15 protein-coding genes and 2 pseudogenes are annotated in these 19046 nt (G+C 67.6%); 9 read left to right on the top strand and 8 right to left on the bottom strand.

All coding sequences use genetic code 11. The features are described 5' to 3' along the window. Window positions 1-192: 192 nt before the first annotated feature. Window positions 193-1476 carry an MFS transporter gene (locus tag ACFV2X_RS53840; protein WP_385631252.1) on the bottom strand — a complete coding sequence of 428 codons (1284 nt, stop codon included), beginning with the start codon at window positions 1474-1476 and terminating at the stop codon, window positions 193-195. Between the two features lie 76 nt (window positions 1477-1552). Here ACFV2X_RS53840 and ACFV2X_RS53835 point away from each other — a divergent pair, with 76 nt between their 5' ends. Continuing rightward, entirely contained in the window at window positions 1553-2119 is a 567-nt protein-coding gene (locus ACFV2X_RS53835; RefSeq protein ID WP_385631250.1) for a TetR/AcrR family transcriptional regulator, read from the top strand. Between the two features lie 504 nt (window positions 2120-2623). Here the strand turns inward: ACFV2X_RS53835 and ACFV2X_RS53830 are convergent. Continuing rightward, entirely contained in the window at window positions 2624-3775 is a 1152-nt protein-coding gene (locus ACFV2X_RS53830; RefSeq protein ID WP_385631248.1) for a LacI family DNA-binding transcriptional regulator, read from the bottom strand. Window positions 3776-3997: 222 nt separating this feature from the next. Here ACFV2X_RS53830 and ACFV2X_RS53825 point away from each other — a divergent pair, with 222 nt between their 5' ends. The 7 genes from ACFV2X_RS53825 to ACFV2X_RS53795 all read left to right on the top strand — a co-directional run bounded on the left by ACFV2X_RS53825 (window position 3998) and on the right by ACFV2X_RS53795 (window position 14135). After that, a complete protein-coding gene (locus tag ACFV2X_RS53825; RefSeq protein ID WP_385631247.1) occupies window positions 3998-5050 on the top strand; it encodes a hydroxyacid dehydrogenase in 1053 nt (350 codons plus the stop codon). Window positions 5051-5201: 151 nt separating this feature from the next. Beyond that, on the top strand, window positions 5202-5639 hold the full coding sequence (locus ACFV2X_RS53820; RefSeq protein WP_385631244.1) for a hypothetical protein: 438 nt from the start codon (window positions 5202-5204) through the stop codon (window positions 5637-5639). Between the two features lie 1197 nt (window positions 5640-6836). Continuing rightward, window positions 6837-8168, top strand: coding sequence for an ABC transporter substrate-binding protein (locus ACFV2X_RS53815; RefSeq protein ID WP_385631242.1), 1332 nt, complete (start codon window positions 6837-6839; stop codon window positions 8166-8168). Between the two features lie 5 nt (window positions 8169-8173). Next, complete coding sequence (locus ACFV2X_RS53810; RefSeq protein WP_385631239.1) at window positions 8174-9106, top strand: carbohydrate ABC transporter permease; 933 nt, start codon at window positions 8174-8176, stop codon at window positions 9104-9106. After that, the gene (locus ACFV2X_RS53805; protein ID WP_385631237.1) at window positions 9103-10038 is read left to right on the top strand and encodes a carbohydrate ABC transporter permease; all 936 of its coding nucleotides are present in this window, start codon (window positions 9103-9105) and stop codon (window positions 10036-10038) included. The genes ACFV2X_RS53810 and ACFV2X_RS53805 overlap by 4 nt, the downstream gene beginning before the upstream one ends. A 72-nt stretch (window positions 10039-10110) precedes the next feature. Next, window positions 10111-10686 carry a LacI family DNA-binding transcriptional regulator gene (locus ACFV2X_RS53800; protein ID WP_385631235.1) on the top strand — a complete coding sequence of 192 codons (576 nt, stop codon included), beginning with the start codon at window positions 10111-10113 and terminating at the stop codon, window positions 10684-10686. After that, on the top strand, window positions 10683-14135 hold the full coding sequence (locus tag ACFV2X_RS53795; RefSeq protein ID WP_385631232.1) for a putative Ig domain-containing protein: 3453 nt from the start codon (window positions 10683-10685) through the stop codon (window positions 14133-14135). Before ACFV2X_RS53800 ends, ACFV2X_RS53795 begins: the two co-directional genes overlap by 4 nt. A gap of 165 nt (window positions 14136-14300) precedes the next feature. Here ACFV2X_RS53795 and ACFV2X_RS53790 read toward each other — a convergent pair whose 3' ends face one another. After that, window positions 14301-14495 carry a hypothetical protein gene (locus ACFV2X_RS53790; RefSeq protein WP_385631255.1) on the bottom strand — a complete coding sequence of 65 codons (195 nt, stop codon included), beginning with the start codon at window positions 14493-14495 and terminating at the stop codon, window positions 14301-14303. Here ACFV2X_RS53790 and ACFV2X_RS53785 point away from each other — a divergent pair. After that, window positions 14479-14689: pseudogene (locus ACFV2X_RS53785) on the top strand (hypothetical protein); the annotation flags it as partial. The gene ACFV2X_RS53790 and the pseudogene ACFV2X_RS53785 overlap by 17 nt on opposite strands. A 35-nt stretch (window positions 14690-14724) precedes the next feature. Here the strand turns inward: ACFV2X_RS53785 and ACFV2X_RS53780 are convergent. The 5 genes and pseudogenes from ACFV2X_RS53780 to ACFV2X_RS53760 all read right to left on the bottom strand — a co-directional run. Beyond that, window positions 14725-15267 carry a transposase gene (locus tag ACFV2X_RS53780; protein ID WP_385631229.1) on the bottom strand — a complete coding sequence of 181 codons (543 nt, stop codon included), beginning with the start codon at window positions 15265-15267 and terminating at the stop codon, window positions 14725-14727. Beyond that, the gene (locus ACFV2X_RS53775) at window positions 15264-15413 is read right to left on the bottom strand and encodes a winged helix-turn-helix domain-containing protein (protein WP_385631253.1); all 150 of its coding nucleotides are present in this window, start codon (window positions 15411-15413) and stop codon (window positions 15264-15266) included. The genes ACFV2X_RS53780 and ACFV2X_RS53775 overlap by 4 nt, the downstream gene beginning before the upstream one ends. Window positions 15414-15471: 58 nt before the next feature. Then, window positions 15472-16700 (bottom strand): annotated as a pseudogene (locus ACFV2X_RS53770) (IS110 family transposase). 485 nt (window positions 16701-17185) lie between these two features. After that, a complete protein-coding gene (locus tag ACFV2X_RS53765; RefSeq protein ID WP_385631226.1) occupies window positions 17186-17542 on the bottom strand; it encodes a helix-turn-helix domain-containing protein in 357 nt (118 codons plus the stop codon). Between the two features lie 693 nt (window positions 17543-18235). Beyond that, window positions 18236-19046, bottom strand: an 811-nt coding sequence (locus ACFV2X_RS53760) for a transposase (protein WP_385631225.1), incomplete at its 5' end; no start/stop codon positions are given.

Genomic DNA, 19046 nt, shown 5'->3' with positions numbered 1-19046 from the left:
CGCAGCCGCGGCCTACGAGCGCCCGACGACGACCCGAACGTCATCCCCCTGCCCGCTGCCGCGGTCAGGCGTCGCCAGGTACTTGGCGGACTGATCAACGAGTACCACACCATGTCGCCCCGGCTGTGTCACCGTCCACCGGAAGAGCCCAGCTCAGCGGCCTGATCGGAATATTGACACCCCTCAGGTTCCTCACGCCTGGGGAACACCTCCGGTCGCGGGGGTGCGGGTCGCGCGCAGGCGCTGGGCGAGCAGGGCGAGGGCGCAGAGGGCGGCGACCGTCGCCGCGTAGGTGACGAACGTGTCCTGCAGACCGGCGTGCGTGGCGGCGATGCCGGCGATCACGGCCGGGATGCTGAAGGCCAGGTAGGAGATGACGAAGGCGACGGAGAGCAGCTCGCTGCGTTCGGCGGGGCGGGCTATCCGGGCCAGGGTGCCGAAGCTGGCGAGGGCGGAGCCGCCGAAGCCGACGCCCGCGATCGCGGTTCCGAGCGCAGCCGCGGTCAGGGAGTGCTCCTCCACACCGGTCAGGGCGACGGCCGTGCCGACGAGGAGCAGGGTCGCGCTGACGGCGAGGGTCCGTCCGACGGGCCAGCTGCGCAGGGCGAGGGCGGTGACGAAGGCCGGGCCGGTGAGCAGGGTGACCACGAGTCCGCCGATGACGTGGCTGGAGAGGCCGAACAGGCCGACGGCGACGGACGGGCCGAGGGAGAGGTAGAGGCCGCCGAGCGCCCAGCTCGCGATGAGGATCGGGACCAGGCTCAGCAGGTCGGCCCGCAGGTGGGGGGCGATCCGCAGGCGGGGCTGGAGCGAGCGGGCGGCGCCGGGGCGGCGCAGCGAGGTCTCGGGCAGGGCCGACAGGAGGGCGCCGGCCACCACGAGGGCGAGGAGCAGCAGCACGTAGACGAGACGGGTGGGGTGTGGCCCGTACTCGATGAGGAGCCCGCATCCGAGCGAGCCCAGTCCGAGTCCGAAGGTGGGTGCGGTGCCCGTGACGAGGCCCGCCCGGTGCGGGGCGTGTGCGGGGTTGAGGTCGGACAGGGCGGCGCCGAGCGTGGTCATGGCGGCCCCGGTGGCGATGCCCTGGATGAAGCGTGCCGTCAGCAGCAGGCCGACGTTGCCCGCGGTGAGGAACAGGACCATCGAGACCGCTTCGAGGGCGATCGCGGAGAGCAGGACCGGACGGCGGCCGAGGTGGTCGGAGAGGGCGCCGAGGACGAGCAGCGCCCCGATCATGCCGAGCACGTAGACGGCGAAGACCGTGGTAAGGGTGGTGGCGGAGAAGTGCCATTCCTGCTGGTAGACGACATAGAGCGGGGAGGGCGCGCTGGAGGCGGCCATGAACAGCACGAAGACGACCGCGAGGGAGGCGAAGGCGACGGGACGGCTCAGCCGTCGTCGCCTCTCCTGCGGTGGCGCCACCCGGGCGGTGGGCGGCGGGGAGGGCTGGAGCTGGGACGGGGCGGGACCGGACACGACGCGACTCCAAAAGCAGTGATCAATGCGTTTAGGACGCTACCACTAACGCAATGATCAGTGCGATAATTTCCCCATGGCTGATTCGTCGACCCAGGTACGTCCCGGCGGCCGCTCCGCGAAGGTGCGGGCGGCCGTCCACCGTGCCGTCGCAGAACTCCTCGCCGAGGAGGATGCGGAGACCCTGACCCTGCCGGCCGTGGCCGCGCGCGCCGGCGTGCACCCCACCACCTTGTACCGGCGCTGGGGGTCCGCCGCCCAGCTACTCAACGACGTCGCCACCAGCCGCTTCACCGGCGACCTGGTCGTCCCCGACTCCGGCTCCCTCGCCGGCGACCTCCAGCGCTGGCTCGCCGATGTGGCCACCGACGTCGCCGACCCGGACACGCTCGCCCTCATGCGGGCGACCATCGGCTCCGGCCCGGCGGGCGGCTGCGCCTGCGTCGAGGACCGCCACCGCCAGCTCGGCGCGATCATCCGGCGCGAACAGGACCGCGGGGGGACGGCACTCGACGTGGAGACCGCGGCGGACTTCCTCCTCGGCCCGCTCTACTACCGCGCCATTTTCACCCCCGAGCCTGCCTCCGCCGACTGGGCCCGCACACTGGTGTCCACCTATCTGGCGACGCTCCGGACGCGCTGAGCCGCACACGGATCGCGGGGGCGCGGCGTGGCGCACGCACAGGCATCTCGCCTGGGCGGCCCCTTCGGTATCAGGCGCAGTACCTGTGGGACTCTGTCGCCCGATTCGCGGTGAGGCCTGATTCGATCAGCGTGACCTGAGCATTCAGCGTCAGCGGCCTACCGGTTGGGCCAGGTCGACCGAATCGGGCGACAGAGTCCCACAGGTCGCTCGTAGGCAGCAGGCGGAGCATCGCGAACGCGTGAGTCACAGCCAGGTAGCCCAGTCGCAGCAGCACGACCGAACATCATTCCGCGCGATCGATACCCACGCGAGAGGGTAGGATCAAGCGATCGCCGTCGAAGTCCGAACAACCCGCTCACCGCTTCCCGTCAGCGCGGATGGGGTTTTCGGCAAGCGACACGGCAAGGGCAGGGGCACTGCGGCGATCGGGTGGTCCGGCCAGGCGGCTCGCTGCAGGACCGATGTCCTTCGCCGTGGAACCGCTCGCCGGTTGACTGTGTCTCAGGTCGCCTCGACAGTTGGCGGTGCGACCGACTCCCGCACCATGAGATGGGTTCCCAGCACGACGTAGTCGACGTCCTGGCGCGCCGCCGGGTCCAGTTCCATGACGTGTCGGACGGCGGCCCGGCCGAGCTCCCGGTAGGGAACGTGCACGGTGGTAAGCCGGGGGGTCATGTCGATCGCCATCGGGATGTCGTCGTAGCCGACCACGGAGACGTCCTCGGGAACCTTCCTGCCCTGCTCGCGCAGGACCTGCATGCACCCTGCCGCGGTCATGTCGGAGGCGGCGAAGACGGCGGTGAACGCGAGCTGGCGGGCGAGGACCTCCCGCATCGCGCGCACGCTTGCCGCGCGGCTGAAGTCGACGACCACCTGCAACGCGGGGTCCGGTTCGATGCCGAAGGAGGTCAGCGCCCGCAGGTACCCGGCGAACCGTGCCTCCGAGGTGGTGTATCCCTCTCCCTTGCCGACGAAGAGAATCCGCCGGTGGCCCTGCGAGAGCAGATGGGCGGTGGCCGCGTAGGCGCCCGCCTCGTTGTCGTAGTCGATAACGGTCACCGGCAGGGGCTCCCTGGGCGGTGGGCAGCCGCACAACACCAGTCGGGAGCCGGCCGCGGCAAGGGACCGGGCGTAGGCCACCAGTCGGCTGTGCGACTCCTCGTCGTTGTCGGCCCCGCCGATGAGGATCACCGCCTCGGCACCCTGCGCACGCATGAGGTCGATGACCTTCGACTGGCGCTCCCGGCTGCCATTTGTGGTGCAGACGACGCACAGCCGGCCGTGGCGGGCGGCCTCCTCCTCGACTCCGGCCGCGGCCTCGGCGAAGGACGGCCCGGTGATGTCGTGCAGGACGAAGGCGATGGTGCGGCTGGCACCCGCCTGCAGGGCCCGGGCCTGGGCGTTGACGACGTAGTCGAGCTGGCGGACCGCGCGCATCACCCGGTTCTTCGTGGTCACGGAGACCGGGTAGTTGTCGGCGAGGACACGCGAGACGGTGGCGTTCGACACGCCCGCCATCTGTGCGACGTCGCTCAGGGTCGCGCGGCGCTGCGGCCCCTCCTTCGCCACGGGGAACGTTTTCTTCGGACCTTTTCCACCGCGGACCGTCTTGTCGGACCGCTCGCGGTCGCCGTCGCCGTTTGTCTTCGTCACACTCTGAAAGTACTGCACAGCAAGCGCCCTCGATCAGTGCGGCCGTCATCCGGCCGGGGACGGGGGTCCGCCCCGAGGGCGGTGGCCGGCGCCGGACGGCTGCCCGAGGGAACCGGCGGCATGCTTGCCAGCTCGTTCCGGGTTCCGTAGTCTCGGGCGTAGCAATCGCTTACTATCCGACGTCTCCCCGTCATGCGATTTTCTGAGAGAAAACGTTAACTCATGAATCTGCAGCAACGCCGTCGAGCCACCTCGGACATCCGCTGCACCCTCGCGATGTCTCCACCCGGCCTGGCGGACCATCTCTTTCCCGATGCCGTCCGGCGCCGCTTGGAAGGGGCCGTGAAGGTGTCGTCGCAGATCCTCACCGAGTTCGCCTCCCCGTCCTCGCGCGCCGAACTCGCCGACACCGACGTCCTGCTCACCGGGTGGGGGTGCCCCCCGCTGGACGCCGACGTCCTCGCCTGTGCTCCTCGGCTCGCTGCGGTGGTCAGCGCCGCAGGCTCCGCCCTGCCGCCGCTGCATGCCGATTCGGTGCTCACCAAACGGCTGCGCTTCGCCAACGCCGGCGCCGCCAACGCTGTTCCGGTAGCCGAGTACAGCGTTGCCATGATCCTTCTGGCCGGAAAGCGGATCTTCGAATCCGCCAGGCTGTACCGCTCGCGCAGGGACTTTATCGACCGCGAGGCGGTCTTCCCCGACGCGGGCAACTACCGGCGGACGGTGGGGCTGATCGGTGCCTCACGCATCGGCCGGCTCGTCATCGAGCGCCTGCGGCGGAGCACCGACCTCAGGATCGTCGTGGCAGACCCGTACCTGTCCGTCGAGGAGGCCGCACTTCTCGGCGTACACCTGGTCGGCCTTCCCGAACTCATGCGGTCGGTCGACGTCGTCTCGGTGCATGCTCCGCTGCTGCCCGAGACGAGAGGCATGATCACGGCCGAGCTGCTGACGCTGCTGCCGGATGGTGCGACGGTCATCAACAGCGCCCGGGGGGCGGTGATCGACCAGGACGCGCTGCTCGCCGAACTCGCCGCAGGGCGCCTCAACGCGATCCTCGACGTCACCCACCCCGAGGTACTGCCCGCCGACCACCCGCTCTACGACCTGGACAACGTCTTCCTCACCCCGCACATGGCCGGTTCCGTCGGCAACGAACTGTGCCGGATGGGAGAGCACGTGGTCGACGAGGTGATCAGGTTCGCACGCGGTGAGGACTTCGCGAACCCGGAGTACCTGCACTCCGCGGGCGCTCCGATACCGGCGGCCGAGTGACGCCGCCGACGGCTGGAGAAAGGGCAGGCGGCGATCGAGAAATGGGGTAACGGCGTCCTGAGCCTGCACTTCGGGATATCTCCCGAGGCCACGTGCGTCTGCTCGGCCTGAACGGGTCGACCGAGAGCCATGCAGCGCTCCGCTCGTCGAGGTGGAGGTCACGGGTCACGGCCGGGTCGGGACCTCGGGCAAACGGTATGCCGACTCCGCGGTCGGGGCCCGGCTGCGCTACGAGCACCATGTGGCCGAGGCCGGGCATCTGGCAGTCCATCTGCACGACCGAGACCGATCTGCGGGTCTCGGTCCACTACCTGCTCACGGGGAGCTGCCGGTGGTGCGATGCTTGGGCGAGCTGACGGCGGGCAGCAGGCAGCTGCGGATCGAGAACGTCTCGTCGTTCGTGCTGGGCGGCGTGGCCTCGCTGCTGGGCACCCGTACTCGGTGGCAGCACCGGCTCTCGCTGTGCCGTGCCGCGAACCCGTGGAGCGGGGAGTACCGCTGGGTGGGGACGCCGCCGGCCGAGGCGGGACTGGTGGACGTCGGGATGGCCCGCTCCGGGCAGACCGGCTCCAAGACCGCCTCGCGCTGACCAGTACCGGGTCGTAGCCGTCGTCCGAGCTACTGTCCATGGCGTGGCTGGAGGCCCGGTCGGCGTGCTCGCCTGGCAGATCGACCGCAACGGCTCCTGGCACGCGGAGCTGGCCGACCGGCACGACGACCGGCACGTCCTGCTGGTCGGCCTCACCGACCGCGAGCACCAGTGGTCGCTGTCGCTGGCCCCGAGGGAGACGTTCGCCTCGGTCACCGCCACGTTGGCCGTCAAGGCCGACCGCGACACCGCACTGGCGGCGCTGACCCGGTACCGCCGCACGGTCTGGCGCCCGCACCGACAACGCGGAACTGCCAGTCGTCTTCAACGACTTCATGCACTGCCTGATGGGCGACCCCAACATTGGTGCACTGCCACCCCCTGGTCACCGCCGCGGCGGCGGTCGGCGCCGAGTAACTGCCGCTTGGGGACGGGGTGCCCGCCACGGTCGTGGACTACGACAACGAGGGCGGCGCCGTCGCCTTGACCACGCACCTGCTCAGTTCCGGGCGCCGCCGGGTGAGCTACCTGGGCCGGGTGCAGGGGCTTTCCACCAGCGCCCGGCGCATCAGTGGCTTTGGCCGCGCCAACGAGGCACTGGGCCTGTGCCACGACCCTGCACTGACCGTGGACGGCCTCTTCTCCCGCAGTCGGAGCTATCGGCGGTGCGTGGGCTGCTCGCCTCCCGCGCAGACTTCGACGCGATGTTCGCGGCCACCGACATTGTTGCGGCCGGCGCGATACGACATCAAGACAGTGCTCGACGTGTACCCGGCACTCATCACGGTCCACGTTCCGCACGAGGAACTGGTGCCGCGGTACGCCTGGCCCTGCACCGTGAGGAGTTCCTCGGGAGCCAGCACCAGGTCGTCGGCACACATGTCGTCGTCCGGGACTCCACCCGGACCTCCGTCCGATGACCCGTCCGGCCTGCGCGAGGCGTGTCGAGTCCTGGATGCGTAGTAAACGATATCTTTAAAAACTTGCTCCGGACCCCGTCTTCGTGGCTGTGGACTGGCCCAACGCGGGGCGGACAGTGCCTCTTAACAGAGGATTTTCCTGCCCGACATCTTGCTTCGGGGGGCGACGAGCACCTAGCTTCCGTAGAGAGCGATTTCTGTGCAGGTTCCGCTCCGGCACGCACGGCCGGGCAGCCGATCGAGTCGTCATTCATGCCCGGACCCTGGGAGGGTTTTCATGAACCGCAAGAAGGTCGTACTGGCCTCCGCCACCGCGATGGCGCTGTCCGCGACCCTGGTCGCCTGCGGCGGAGGCGGTGGTAGCGACTCGAGCGCAAACGGCCCGGTCACCATCACGTGGTGGACCTGGGACGATGCCAAGGCCACTGAGCCGGTTGCCGCCAAGTTCAACGCGACCCACAAGGACATCAAGATCAAGCTGGTCAGGCAGGCCGACGGCCCGGGATCGATGGCCAACCTCCGCAACGCCGTCGCCTCGGGCAAGGACGTCCCGTGCCTGACCAAGAACCTCGGGGAGATCCCGGGCCTGGTCGGTGAGGGACTGCTCGCCGACATCACCGAGTACCTGGAGCCTTACGTCAAGAAGGGGCTCTTCATCCCGGCGGCGGTTCCCGCCGTCCGGGCCGGGGGCAGGGACTACGCGATCCCGACCGGCTTCAACCCCTCGTTCATGGTGATCAACCGGAAGGTCTACGACAAGTACGGCATCAAGCCCCCCAAGACCTGGGACGATGTCATCGCGGCCGGCAAGAAGTTCAAGAAGCACGGCATCTACGTGATGAATCTGGCCGGCGAAGACCCGTCGACCCTGGTCAACCTGGTCCAGCAGGCCGGCGGCTCCTGGTACAAGCAGGAGGGGGACAAGTGGAAGGTGGACTTCCTGTCTCCTGAGTCCCTCAAGTCCGCCAACATCGTCCAGCAGTTGGTGGACAACGACATCGTCGCCAACCAGACGTACTCCGACCGGCCGGCGCTCATCAGCTACTTCGACTCCGGAAAGATGGTCTCCCTGCCGACCCAGACCTGGCAGCTGGCCAACTACGAACTGAACTACAAGAAGACGCTCGGGGACTGGGAGCCGATCGACTACCCGCAGTTCTCCGACGCGACATCGTTCACCACACAGGCGCACAACGCCAACAGCGGCATGCTCGTGCCGAAGGGCTGCGCTCACCTGAAGGAGGCCACGGAGGCCGGTGTCTGGCTGAACACCTCCAAGGACGCGATCAACGCCTCGTACCGGAAGGACATCAAGCAGTACATCTGGCCCGGCGCGATCCCCGACCCGTCGCCGTGGGTGGACGCCGCCGTCCCGCCCAAGCTCTTCGGGCCGCACCGGTCCAAGGCGAAGCCCGTGATACTCAAGGCGGTCGCCAGTGCCAAGGACTCCTGGGTGGTCGGGCCGAACTACACCGGCGTGTTCGCCGAACTCCAGGACCAGTGGGCGAAGATCGTCACCAAGAAGATCACAGTCCGGCAGGCGCTTGAGCACATGCAGAAGTACACGGTCGCCGACCTGAAGTCCAAGAACATCAACGTCGAGGGCTGACACACATGACCGTCGTCGAGCAGCAGCCGCCCCGCGCGCCGCGTCTGCGCTGGCGCAGAGTGATGGCGCTCAAGGGCGCCTCCCTCACCGTGCCTTTCTTCCTCGGGTTCGGGCTCTTCACCGTGACGCCGATCGTCATGGCGATCAAGAAGAGCCTGTACCGGGAGCAGAGCTCAGGCCTGGGATTCGGCGCCAAGACCGTCGAGTTCGTCGGAATCGACAACTTCACGAAGGGGCTCCAGGACACCCATTTCTGGGGCGGTATGGGCCGGGTCGCCCTCTTCGCAGCGATCAGCATCCCGCTGATCCAAGTGGCCGCCGTGGGACTCGCGCTGCTCCTCGACGCGGCGTCACAACGAGTCGCCAACCGATTCCGGATCGCGCTCCTCATCCCCTACATGATCCCCGGCATCGTCGCGACACTCATCTGGATCTACATCTACAGCCCGACAGTGGGACCGCTGACGCCGTTCTTCAAACACCTCGGAATCAGCGCCGACTTCTACAGCGGCTCCATGATCTGGATCTCCATCGGCAATCTGATCGCATGGAGCAGCATCGGCTTCAACATGCTCATCGTGTACTCCGCGCTGCGGGCGCTGCCAACCGAGATCTATGACAGCGCCCGCATCGACGGGGCGTCGGAGTGGCGTATCGCCTGGTCGATCAAGGTGCCGCTGATCCGCAGATCCCTGGTGCTGACCAGTGTGCTCAGCATCATCGGAACCCTGCAGATATTCAGCGATCCCGTGCTGTTCCGGTCGATGACGCCTGAAACAGTCACCCGTGACTTCACTCCGATCATGGACATCTACGACTGGGCCTTCAACCAGGGCGAGTTCCACTACGCAGCCGCCCTGTCGATCATCCTCGCGCTCGTCGTCGGCATCACCTCGGCGATCTTCTACCGGCTCACGAACAAGGCGCCCACCTCATGACCACGACCATGAACAGGACGAACGGCCGTGCCGTCGCACCGAAGCCGGCCGCCACGAGGCCGATCCGGCGGCGCAGCGAGGTCGGCCAGCCCCACCAGGCCACCCGTACCAAAGCACTCGTCATCACCGGTCTGGTTCTCTTCCTGATCTACTCGCTTGCCCCTGTCTGGTGGCTGATCGTCTCGGCGACCAAGAGCCAGCGGGACCTCTACACCACCAACGGCCTGTGGTTCTCGAACATCCACTTCTGGAGCAACCTGCGGCAGCTGTTCACCTACCAGGACGGCATCTTCCTCACCTGGATGCGGAACACGCTGATCTACGGGTTCGTGGGCACCGCCGGTATGACCCTGATCTGTGTGGCCTGCGGCTACGCCCTTGCCATGTACGACTTCAAGGGCCGCGGATTCCTGATGGGCTGCATCATCGGGTCGTTCCTGATCCCGGGCGCCCTGCTGACCATTCCCTCGTTCCTGCTCTTCACCGACCTGAGCCTCGTCGACACCCCGTCGGCGATCATCCTCCCGAGCTTCTTCAACGCCTTTTCCGTCTACCTCGCCAAGGTGTACGCGGAGGGAGCGATCCCGCGTGAGCTGCTGGAGGCGGCACGTATCGACGGCGCGGGGGAGTACCGGATCTTCTTCACGATCGGCGCCCGCCTGATGTCCACCGGCGCGGCGACCATCTTCATCCTCGGCTTCGTCGGCATGTGGAACTCGTTCTTCGGGCCACTGGTCTTCCTGCGCAGCAGCACCAAGTGGACGGTCATGCTCGGCCTGTATTCCTGGCTGAAGGTGAAGACGGACAGCTCGGTCGACCTCACCGGCATGGTGGTGGTCGGATCGATCATCTCGCTGATCCCGATGGTGATCCTCATGGTCTCGATGCAGCGCTACTGGCGTTCGGGGGTCACGCTCGGCAGCCTGAAGTGACCCCGCTGTCCGCCCGGCGCACGTAACGGCCGGCTCCTGGTTCCCTGGTGAGGGCTCGGATGGAGGTACTCGATGACGCGCAGGCGCAATTCCGCGGGCCCCACCCTCGCGACCGTCGAACGGGCGGCACGGGTGTCCGTGCCGACGGTCTCCAAGGTGGTCAACGGTCGCGAGGACGTCGCACCGGACACCCGCCGCCGCGTGACGGAGGCGCTGAGCCGGCTCGGCTACGCTCGCAGGCCGCGAGCCGTGGCAGCGGGTACCCACATCTCGCAGGTGGACATGATGCTGACCTGCCTGGACGGGCCGCGATCGGGCGCCGTGCTGCGTGGAGCGGAGATCGCCGCCGATGAGGCCGGCTACGACCTGGTCGTCTCGGCAGCACTCGCTCGTTCGAGCGGAGCAGGGTTCGATGACCGGTGGTTGCACAGACTCGCCGGGCGCGGATCCTCCGGTGCGCTGTTCGACCTCGCCGGACTGGCTGCATCCCGGTCCCAATGCCTCGAACGGCAGAACATCCCCTTCGTGATGGTCGATCCGTTACTTGATGCTCTGCGGCACGTGTCGACACATTCGCCGCAGGGCTCCCGCTCGTCACCGAACTCCTCCTTCGAATCTCCCGCCCGAGCAAGAAGGTGCTTCTTGTGAATCCGTCTCCAGCCGCCGCGGGCGCTCGTGTCCGACGACTCGGCGCGTTCGCCGCAACGCTCCTGCTCATCACCGGACTCCTCTTCACGGTAGGCCGGCCGGCCGCCGCGCAGGATCTCGGCACGTGCGCCGTGACGTTCAAGTCCACCGTCAGCGCGCAGGGGTTTTCCCACCCCGGCGTCGGCCTGACAAAACCGACCCTTGAGAACGCCCGTCGGCAGATCGCCGCGGGCGCCGAACCCTGGACCTCGTCCTTCCACGCGATGCAGCGGTCGTCAGCGGCCGGGACCGGCGTGACGTCGTCGAACCGGAGCAGCGCCGACCCGACCAAGCCTGCCTCCGACGCGTTCAACAGCCAGAGTTTCAACGGCCGCTTCATCGCCGACGGCCTCAAGTCCTACACGCAGGCGATCCTCTACGTGCTCACCGGTGAGGAGGTCTACCGCAAGAACGCTCTCGACGTCATCCGCATCTGGGAGCAGATGGACCCCGCCAAGTACGAGTACTTCACCGACTCGCACATTCACACCGGCATCCCCCTCAACCGCATGGTCTCCGCCGCCGAGCTGCTGCGCTACACCTCGTGCGCCGACGAGGCGTACCCCTGGACCGACGCGGACACGCGGGCGTTCACCGACAACCTTGTCGTCCCGGTCATCAAGACCTTCCAGAACGACAACAACCACTTCATGAACCAGCACAGCTACCCGCTCATGGGCGCGATGGCCGGAGCCATCTTCATGGACGACACCGCCCTCTACAAGCGGTCGGTCGAATGGTTCACCGTCAACGCCACCGCCAAGGACCAGGGCTTCAACGGCTCGATCGCGCGGCTGTTCCGATGGGTCGACACCAACGACGCCACCGGCAAGCCGATCAAGAACCCGCACGTCCAGCACACCGAGATGGGACGCGACCAGGCCCACGGCGGCGGCGACCTCACCAACGCGGCGATCATCTCCCGCATGCTCCTGGCGCAGCAGACGAAGGTCGACCCCGTCGACGGCACCATCTCCAAGGCTGCGAACGCAGTCGGTCCCTACGAGTTCCTCGACAACCGGATCCTCGCCGCGGCCAACTACTTCTGGCGATACATGCTCGGCCATGACACCCCGTGGACTCCGATGGCCTACGCCATTTCGCCTGACGGCACCATCCGCGACACCTACAACCACATCTCGTACGCCTACCGCGGGCGCTACAACACCGCGAGCTTCTGGGACATCTACTACTACTACGCGTTCACCCGCGGCGAGGACGTCAAGAAACTGGCGCCGTACTTCGCCGAGGCGTACGCCAAGCGCAACGGCCCCCTCTTCTACTACGGCGGCAGCCTCAGCAACGCGTGGGACAACGTGGACGGCGGCGGCGACTCCTGGCTCTTCGCGCCCGCCTCGGCGGCCGGGCAAACCGTCCCGCCGCTGCCTGACAGTCCGACCGTCCTCGAGGTCGAGAACAAGTACACCAGCCTGTCCGGCGACGTCGAGCAGAGGACCGACGGCGACACCGGCTACGTGCGGATGTCGGCCGCGGGCCACGGCTCCGAGATCGCCTACCTCAGCGGCTCGAGTAAAAAGCAGCTCCTCGCATTCCGGGTCCGCACCGACGGCGAGGTCCGGCTGCGCCTCGACCGCCACGACGACCGCACGATCCTTGTGCCGGACACCGGCGGCACATGGCGGTACGTCATGTACCCCCAGTCCATCGGCGACATCCTGTTCATCAAGGCCACCGGCAACGGGACTGTCGACATCGATCACATCAACACCAACGCCGCCGACGAACTGACACCCCCGGCCTTCGACGACACCTCCACCGCCCGCGTCGTCGGCTGGAAGGGCGCGACCGCCACCGCCGACCTCTCCGCGCACTACAAGGGCACCGGAAACCTCGCCTACACGGCCAAGGGACTGCCCACCGGGGCGACCCTCGACGCCTCCGCCGGTCAACTGACCTGGAAGCCCGCCGCAGCCGGCTCCACCACCATCACCGTGACAGTCTCCGACGGCACCACGGTGGCGAGCCACCACGTCGTACTAGCCGCCGCCCGCAATCGCTCCGACGCGCTCAGGCTCGCCCAGAAAGGCCACGACGCCGACGCCAAGTACGTCTCCGAGACCCAGACCGCCTACGACCAGGCGCTTACCGCTGCCGAGGCCTTGCGCACGAAGGAAACGGACGACAAGTACCTCGAGGCGCTGGCCCACCTCGTGACCGCGGTCGACGGTCTCACCCTCGTCTCCCCGCACACGGCCGTGGACGGCAGCCTCGACTACCCCTCGCTCGTGGCCACCTCCACGGCCGGGGCCAACATCGGCAATCTCGTCGACGGTGACAACCAGTCGGGGACCTCGTACCCCCAGGCGGTCAACCTCTCCCACACCTTCGACTTCGGGCCCGACTTCCGGGTCTCGGCGACCCGCTTCGGATTCCAGAGCAACATCTTCGCCGACCGGCTCGCGAACTCCGCCGTCTACGGCTCGAACGACGGCAAGGACTGGACCCGGCTGACCCCGGGCGTGACCAAGTTCACCCAGGACTTCAACACGCTTGACGTCGACCCGGCTCTGCGCGACGCGCAATTCCGCTTCCTCAAGGTCCAGATGCTCAAACAGCTGCCCGACGTGCTCTACGGCATCGTCCGCAACGTGTTCGAGATGACCGAGTTCCACATCTACGGCGAACGGCACGAGATCGGCAACCTGGTCAAGGCCACCTCGATCGCCTCACGCCAGGCCATTGCGGGCAAGATCATGGAGGGCGACACCGTCGACGTCTCGGTCACCGCGAAGAAGCCGATCCAACAGGTCAGCGTCACCGTCCAAGGTGTGACGGCGAAGGCGAACTCGGCGGACGGCGTCAACTGGACCGCAGCGGTCAAACTCGACAACGTGCCATCAGGCGACATCCAGGTCGCGATCGACTACCTCGACGCCAAAGGCAAGGCCGGGCAGACCGCCTACGGCACCACAGACGGATCGAAACTCTATATCGCGGGCGATCCCGCGCACTTCATCGATGTGGCCAAGGTGGCCACCGTCACCGCCTCCGACAAACAGTGGCCGGGCAATGGGCAGGGCGCCGACGAGGTCGGCTACCTGCTCTTCGACCGCGACGCCGCCACGTACGGCGATCTGAACAGCGGAACAGGCGCGTACTACGTCATCGACTTCGGCGCGCACGCCACCGTACGGCCCGAGGAGGTTCTGCTCCTGCCTCGGGCCAGCCACCCGCAGCGGGCCAACGGCATTGTCGTGCAGGGGTCGAACGACGCCCAGACCTGGACCGACCTCACCAAGCCACTCACCGGGGCCGTCGCAAACGCCTGGAGCGACCAGTCCACCTCGGGCGGAGACCACTACCGGTACCTGCGGATCTACAACGCCACAAGCTGGTACGGCGACCTCTCCGAGGTCGAACTGTACGGCGACATCAAGAAGGACGCGTGATTCGAAGGCCCGCACGACCGAGACACAACCAGGGCGATGGCGGGCGGCACGATAACAGTTCAGCGGAGGCCCAAGGTCCCGTCGGCGGTGAGGGTGAGGTGCTGCGTCGCCGTGCGGGCGGAGGTGGCGGGCGAATGCCTCTCGCGGCGATCAATATGCCTACCTCTACAGGAGGTCAGCCGAGCAAAGCGGCGACGTGGGCCCCTCGCGGACGAAGACGGGAACGCGCTCCAGCGGGGCGTCCAGTTCGAGCGTCGTCCCGGGAGCGGTGAACGACCCCGTTGGGCCGTCGCCGAGCAGGCCCTCGCCGACCTGCGCCGGGCGACGGAGGCCGGCGAGCCGGTTACGGTATTTCGACACCGCACCGCACTACGGTCTCGGCCTCGCAGGGCGCCACCTGGGCGCCGCCCTGCGAGGCCGCCCGCGTGACGAGTACGTCATCTCCTCCAAGGTAGGCAGGCCGCTGGTGCCCAACGGAGGTCATACCCACACTCGCGGAGTTGCGCGACCAGGGCGTAATCGGCGCGATCGGCGCCGGCATGAATCAGTCGGCCCCTGCGCGATCTTGGTGGTTACTGACTTCGGCGTATTAGGGTCCGTCCGGTCTGTCGAGAGTGAGGCCCGTCCCGGCGAGGAGTCCGCCGAGGATGCTGTGCCGGTACTGCAGTGACTTGAGCCTTCTGCGGAGCAGAGTCTCCAGTTCGCTGAGGGTGCGGGCGGCCAGGTTGGCCAGGCTCCGCTTGATGTGTGCCCACAGGCCTTCCACCGGGTTGAGGTCGGGCGCATATCCGGGCAGCAGGACCACTGTCAGCCAGTCCCGCTCGGTCACGAGTGCCTTCATCGTCTTGGAAACGTGGGTGCTCAGCCGGTCCCACACCACGATCAGCGGGGCCTTCAGCAGTTGGTGTGCGCCGTCGAGCAGGCGGATGTAGTCCGTCTCGCCCAGCGAGCGGCGTTCGCCCTTGCGGCCGGTATGCCGAGGCAGCCGGTAGCACAGGCGGGCGGGCAGGCCGGGCCGGAAGCACAGCAGCCCGGCCACCGAGAGCCTTCCCCGGCTGCGGCCGGACACCTTGACCCTCGGGGTGGTCCCGCGTCGGCCCCAGGTGCGGCCCTTGGGCGGCCGACCGGTCACGCCCGCTTCGTCCTCGAAGCAGATGAACGCGTCGGCCGCCGCCCGGAGGGTTTTACCTCCTGCCAGGTCACCTCCCGCCACGTGGCGACGGCTTCCTCGTCGCGTTCGGCGGCAGGTCTGTCCGGCACCTGCACGCTGTAGCCCATCCGGTGCAGCAGCCGGGTCACACCGGAGACGCTGTAGACACCTCAGGTGTTTAGCACGTCAAGCGGCTTCGGCTAGTTCGACGGGGAAAGCGGTCTGTTCGTCGAACAGTTCGTTGTGCTGGAGGCAGTGGTAGAGCTGGCCGATCATGCGGTTGAACAGGTGACGCTGAGCGCCGGCGTGCCAGTCGCCGCAGTCGTCGCGGCGGTGGCGGTAGTGGGCTTTGGCGCCGGGTGAGGCGTTGGGAGCGGAGAATGCCCACAGGTAGCCAGCCGCGTTGAGACGGTTGTTCTTGACCCAACGGCGGGTGATGGACGACTTCTTGCCCGAGGCGCGGGTGACGGGCGAGGAGCTGGCGTATGCCTTCAGACCGCGAGCGTCGGTGAAACGGGTGCGGTCGTCCCCGACCTCGGCGAGCACCCGGGCGCCAAGCAGGACGCCGAGGCCGGGGAAGGACAGGTAGATGTCAGCGTCCGGGTGCTGAGGGAACACCTCCTCCACCGCCTTCGCGAGCCGGTCGGCGGCGGTGCAGGCGGCCTCCAGCTGGATCAGCAGGGCCAGCATCTGCTCGCCGAGGGCGTCCTCCACGAGCGGAGGCTGGTGGGCCCAATCGGCACGGAAGACCTCGCGCAACCGGTCGGCGTCCGCCTCGATGCCGCGCTGGCGTCCGGCGCGCTTGAGGGTGGCTTGGAGCTGTGTGTGGGTCAGGCGGGCCGCGCGGGTTGGGGTTGGGGCGGCCTTGAGCAGGGCGTGGGCCTCGGGGCGGCACAGGCCGTTCTTCCATGGCTCGACCGCGGCCAGGGCAGCGGGGTAGTACTCGCGTAGCAGCGAACGGAGCTGGTTGGCGATGGTCTGACGGTTCCAGGTGGCGTCCTGCTGTGCCCGGGCCAGGACGGCGATGGCGCGGGCGAGGTCGGTGTCGTCAGGCAGAGGCCGGTGGGCGTGCATGTCCGTGCGCAGGATGTTCGCCAGCACGAGGGCGTCGCCAGGTCGGACTTCTTGCGCGAGACGGAGTGGCGGTCGCGGTAGCGGGCGGCGGCCATCGGGTTGATCGCGTAGACCTTCCGCCGGCCGGTGCGCAGGACGGCGACCAGCAGGCCCCGGGAGGTCTCGATCGCGACCGGGATGGGGTTGTCCTCGGTGTCGCCGTGCTCGGCGAGCAGGTCCAGCAGGGCTCTGTAGCCGGCCGCGTCGTCGGTGATGTGCCGTTTGGCGACCAGCGTTCCGGTGTCGTCAACCAGCGCAACGTCGTGCGTCTTCTCTGCCCAGTCGATGCCGCAGTAGATCAAAGTCCCTCCCGGTACTGCCTGTACGTTTGTGCTGGTCACGAGCTCGTGCGGAACCACGCAGCGACCTAATCCCAGGACTCGGCCCTCGGGGCCGGTCCGCCACCTCAGCAGCTGTTCGTGGCACCAGCGCACCCCACGGGCCTCGGTCCCTGCGGGAGCTCGAAGATCGGCTCGGGCGTACCAAGAGGTCACCGCGCGATGGGCTCGCACCACCAACACCAACGAGTAGCCAGGCTGATGGTGTTGACAGTGGTGGTGACCGCGAGGGCACCAGACGTCGCACGGTCTACAGCTAGGCGTCGAGGCCTGGAGATGTGTAGGCGTCCGTCCGCCGCCCATGCGGCCGCCACCACCATCAGAGCCGGGACCGCCCACCGATGCACGGAATAGGGTTCGGGAGCCCGATCAAGCCAGACGCCACGGTCCCGCCCTTCTCGAACGGCTTGTCCGTGTTCCCAATCTGGCAGACCGTTCTTACCCACGGATTAGGAGAGGTGGAACTTCCGCCCGATCAGCGTGCGCACTCGGGAGGCGGTCCACACCTGGTCGTCCGCCCAGCCGTGCGCGGCCGGCCCCTCCTCAAGCCACATCGCGAGCTTCGCCTGCAAGTGGACGCCGAGCCGGCAGCCGTAGCCGGAAGGGCCTCTGGAACGCAGCGCCTCGCGTCCGCCCGTCCTCCAGGTGCGGCGCCACTGGTAGACCGACTTCTCACTCACCCGTAACTCCCGGGCGATGCACGGGACTTCCACACCCTCCTCGAAGAGGTCAACGGCCCGCATCCGTACCTCTTCCCGGCGCCTGCGCTGCTCAGCGGTCAGCCCGCCCCCGTCCGGATACCGCATGCCTCCGGCGTACCAGCCCAGACGGACCGCGTCACCGGTCCCGACACAGATCCAGACCCCGAGACGCCGAAGTCAGTAGCCACCAACAGGGGCCCCCGACGTCACCCGATCGATTCGGATGCTCTCTGCATCGAGAGGCATAAGAACCCCTTGTCGGCTCTCGACCCCCTTTCGGGGTGGGAGCGCGATCTCGTGCTCCCCATGCGACAGGGGGAAGCTGCGGGCGGAGGGCCTCGGTTGGCGTGTTTCCGCAGGTAGCCGGTGTTGGGGTGTCCCGGCCGCAAGGTGCCTGTCGCGTCAAGAGGAGGTAGTGCCCCTTGGCATCCGCTGGCAGACGGGGCACTCCTAGGCCGTGAGCGCCCTATCGGGCTCTGTAGTGCCGTAGCGAGACAGTCGGCAGGTGCCCTCGTGCACATAAATAGTGTGCCAAGCGACTGCTGGACTGGCCGCAGAGGGTCTTCGCAGGGGGCAAGGCTTCGGCTCGGTCGTCCTTGGGATGGAAGGTCAGCGGGATGGCCGGGCCGTGCCTGGAGAGTGGTGCGCGAAGTGATGAGCTGCTGGCCAGGGTGTTGCGGCAAATCTGGTGTTGCCGTTACACGGTGACGGTGGGTTGGGCCTCTCAAGTTGTGCCGGGTCGCGGTGGCCCGGCCTTTCGTGAGGGGAACTGGATGGATACGGCAAGCGTGGTCCTGGTCATCGTCTCGATTGGGTGCAGCTCTTCTGTAGGGAGCTTTGATCTGCGTGGTTGCTGACCGGGGGCTGGTTGCTCGATCGTCGTGGTGTCGGGTGGCCGGATTCCGGGGGTGGCGGCGATGGTGTCGTGGCTGGAGGAACTCGAGTGGCGAGAGGCTGCCGGGCGAGAGAAGAGCGGTGAACTGTGCGCTCACAACGAAGAGTTGACCGGACACCCTCGATGCCGGAGCGTAGGGCGTAGTCGGTGTTCCAGTCCTTGGTCTTCTGCTGGGTTCGGGTGTGCCGGAGTGCCTCTGTCATCTGTCTGGGGTGGAGGGAGAGTTGGCGGCGGTTCTTCTTCGCGGTGGTGCGCTGGGGTTTGAAGGGGCAGGGGATGCAGTGGAGGGCGGCGAAGCTGACCACGGTCTTGGGGATACCTTCGCTCACGACGGGGTTCCAGGTGGTGCTGGTATGTCCGGCGGGGCAGGTGGCCTTTTCGGCTTCCCAGTCGATGGTGAAGTCGGTTGCGGCGAAGCCTGCCTGGGCTTTGGTCTGCCGGGAGGTGTCCAGCAGGACTGGTGTGATCAGTGCGATGCCGTAGGTCTTCACCGAGCCGTGGATGAGTTCGGCGGTGGCGTAGCCGGAGTCGAGACAGTGCTCATCGGGGATCAGGCCGCGTTGCTGGAGCGCGTGGTGGATGGCATTGAGTGTCTTGCTGTCCGGCACTGTGGAGTGGGTGGTGGCGGTGTTCGTGATCAGGTTCGGGTGGGTGCGTGCCTTCTCGGGGGCGGAGGTGCAGGTTTCGCTGATGTGGAGTTTGTAGCCGTTCCAG

The organism is Streptomyces sp. NPDC059679, assembly GCF_042734105.1.
Classification (GTDB): Bacteria; Actinomycetota; Actinomycetes; order Streptomycetales; family Streptomycetaceae; genus Streptomyces.
The sequence above is the reverse complement of the archived record's forward strand: the minus strand, read 5'-3'. Positions and strand labels throughout refer to the sequence as shown.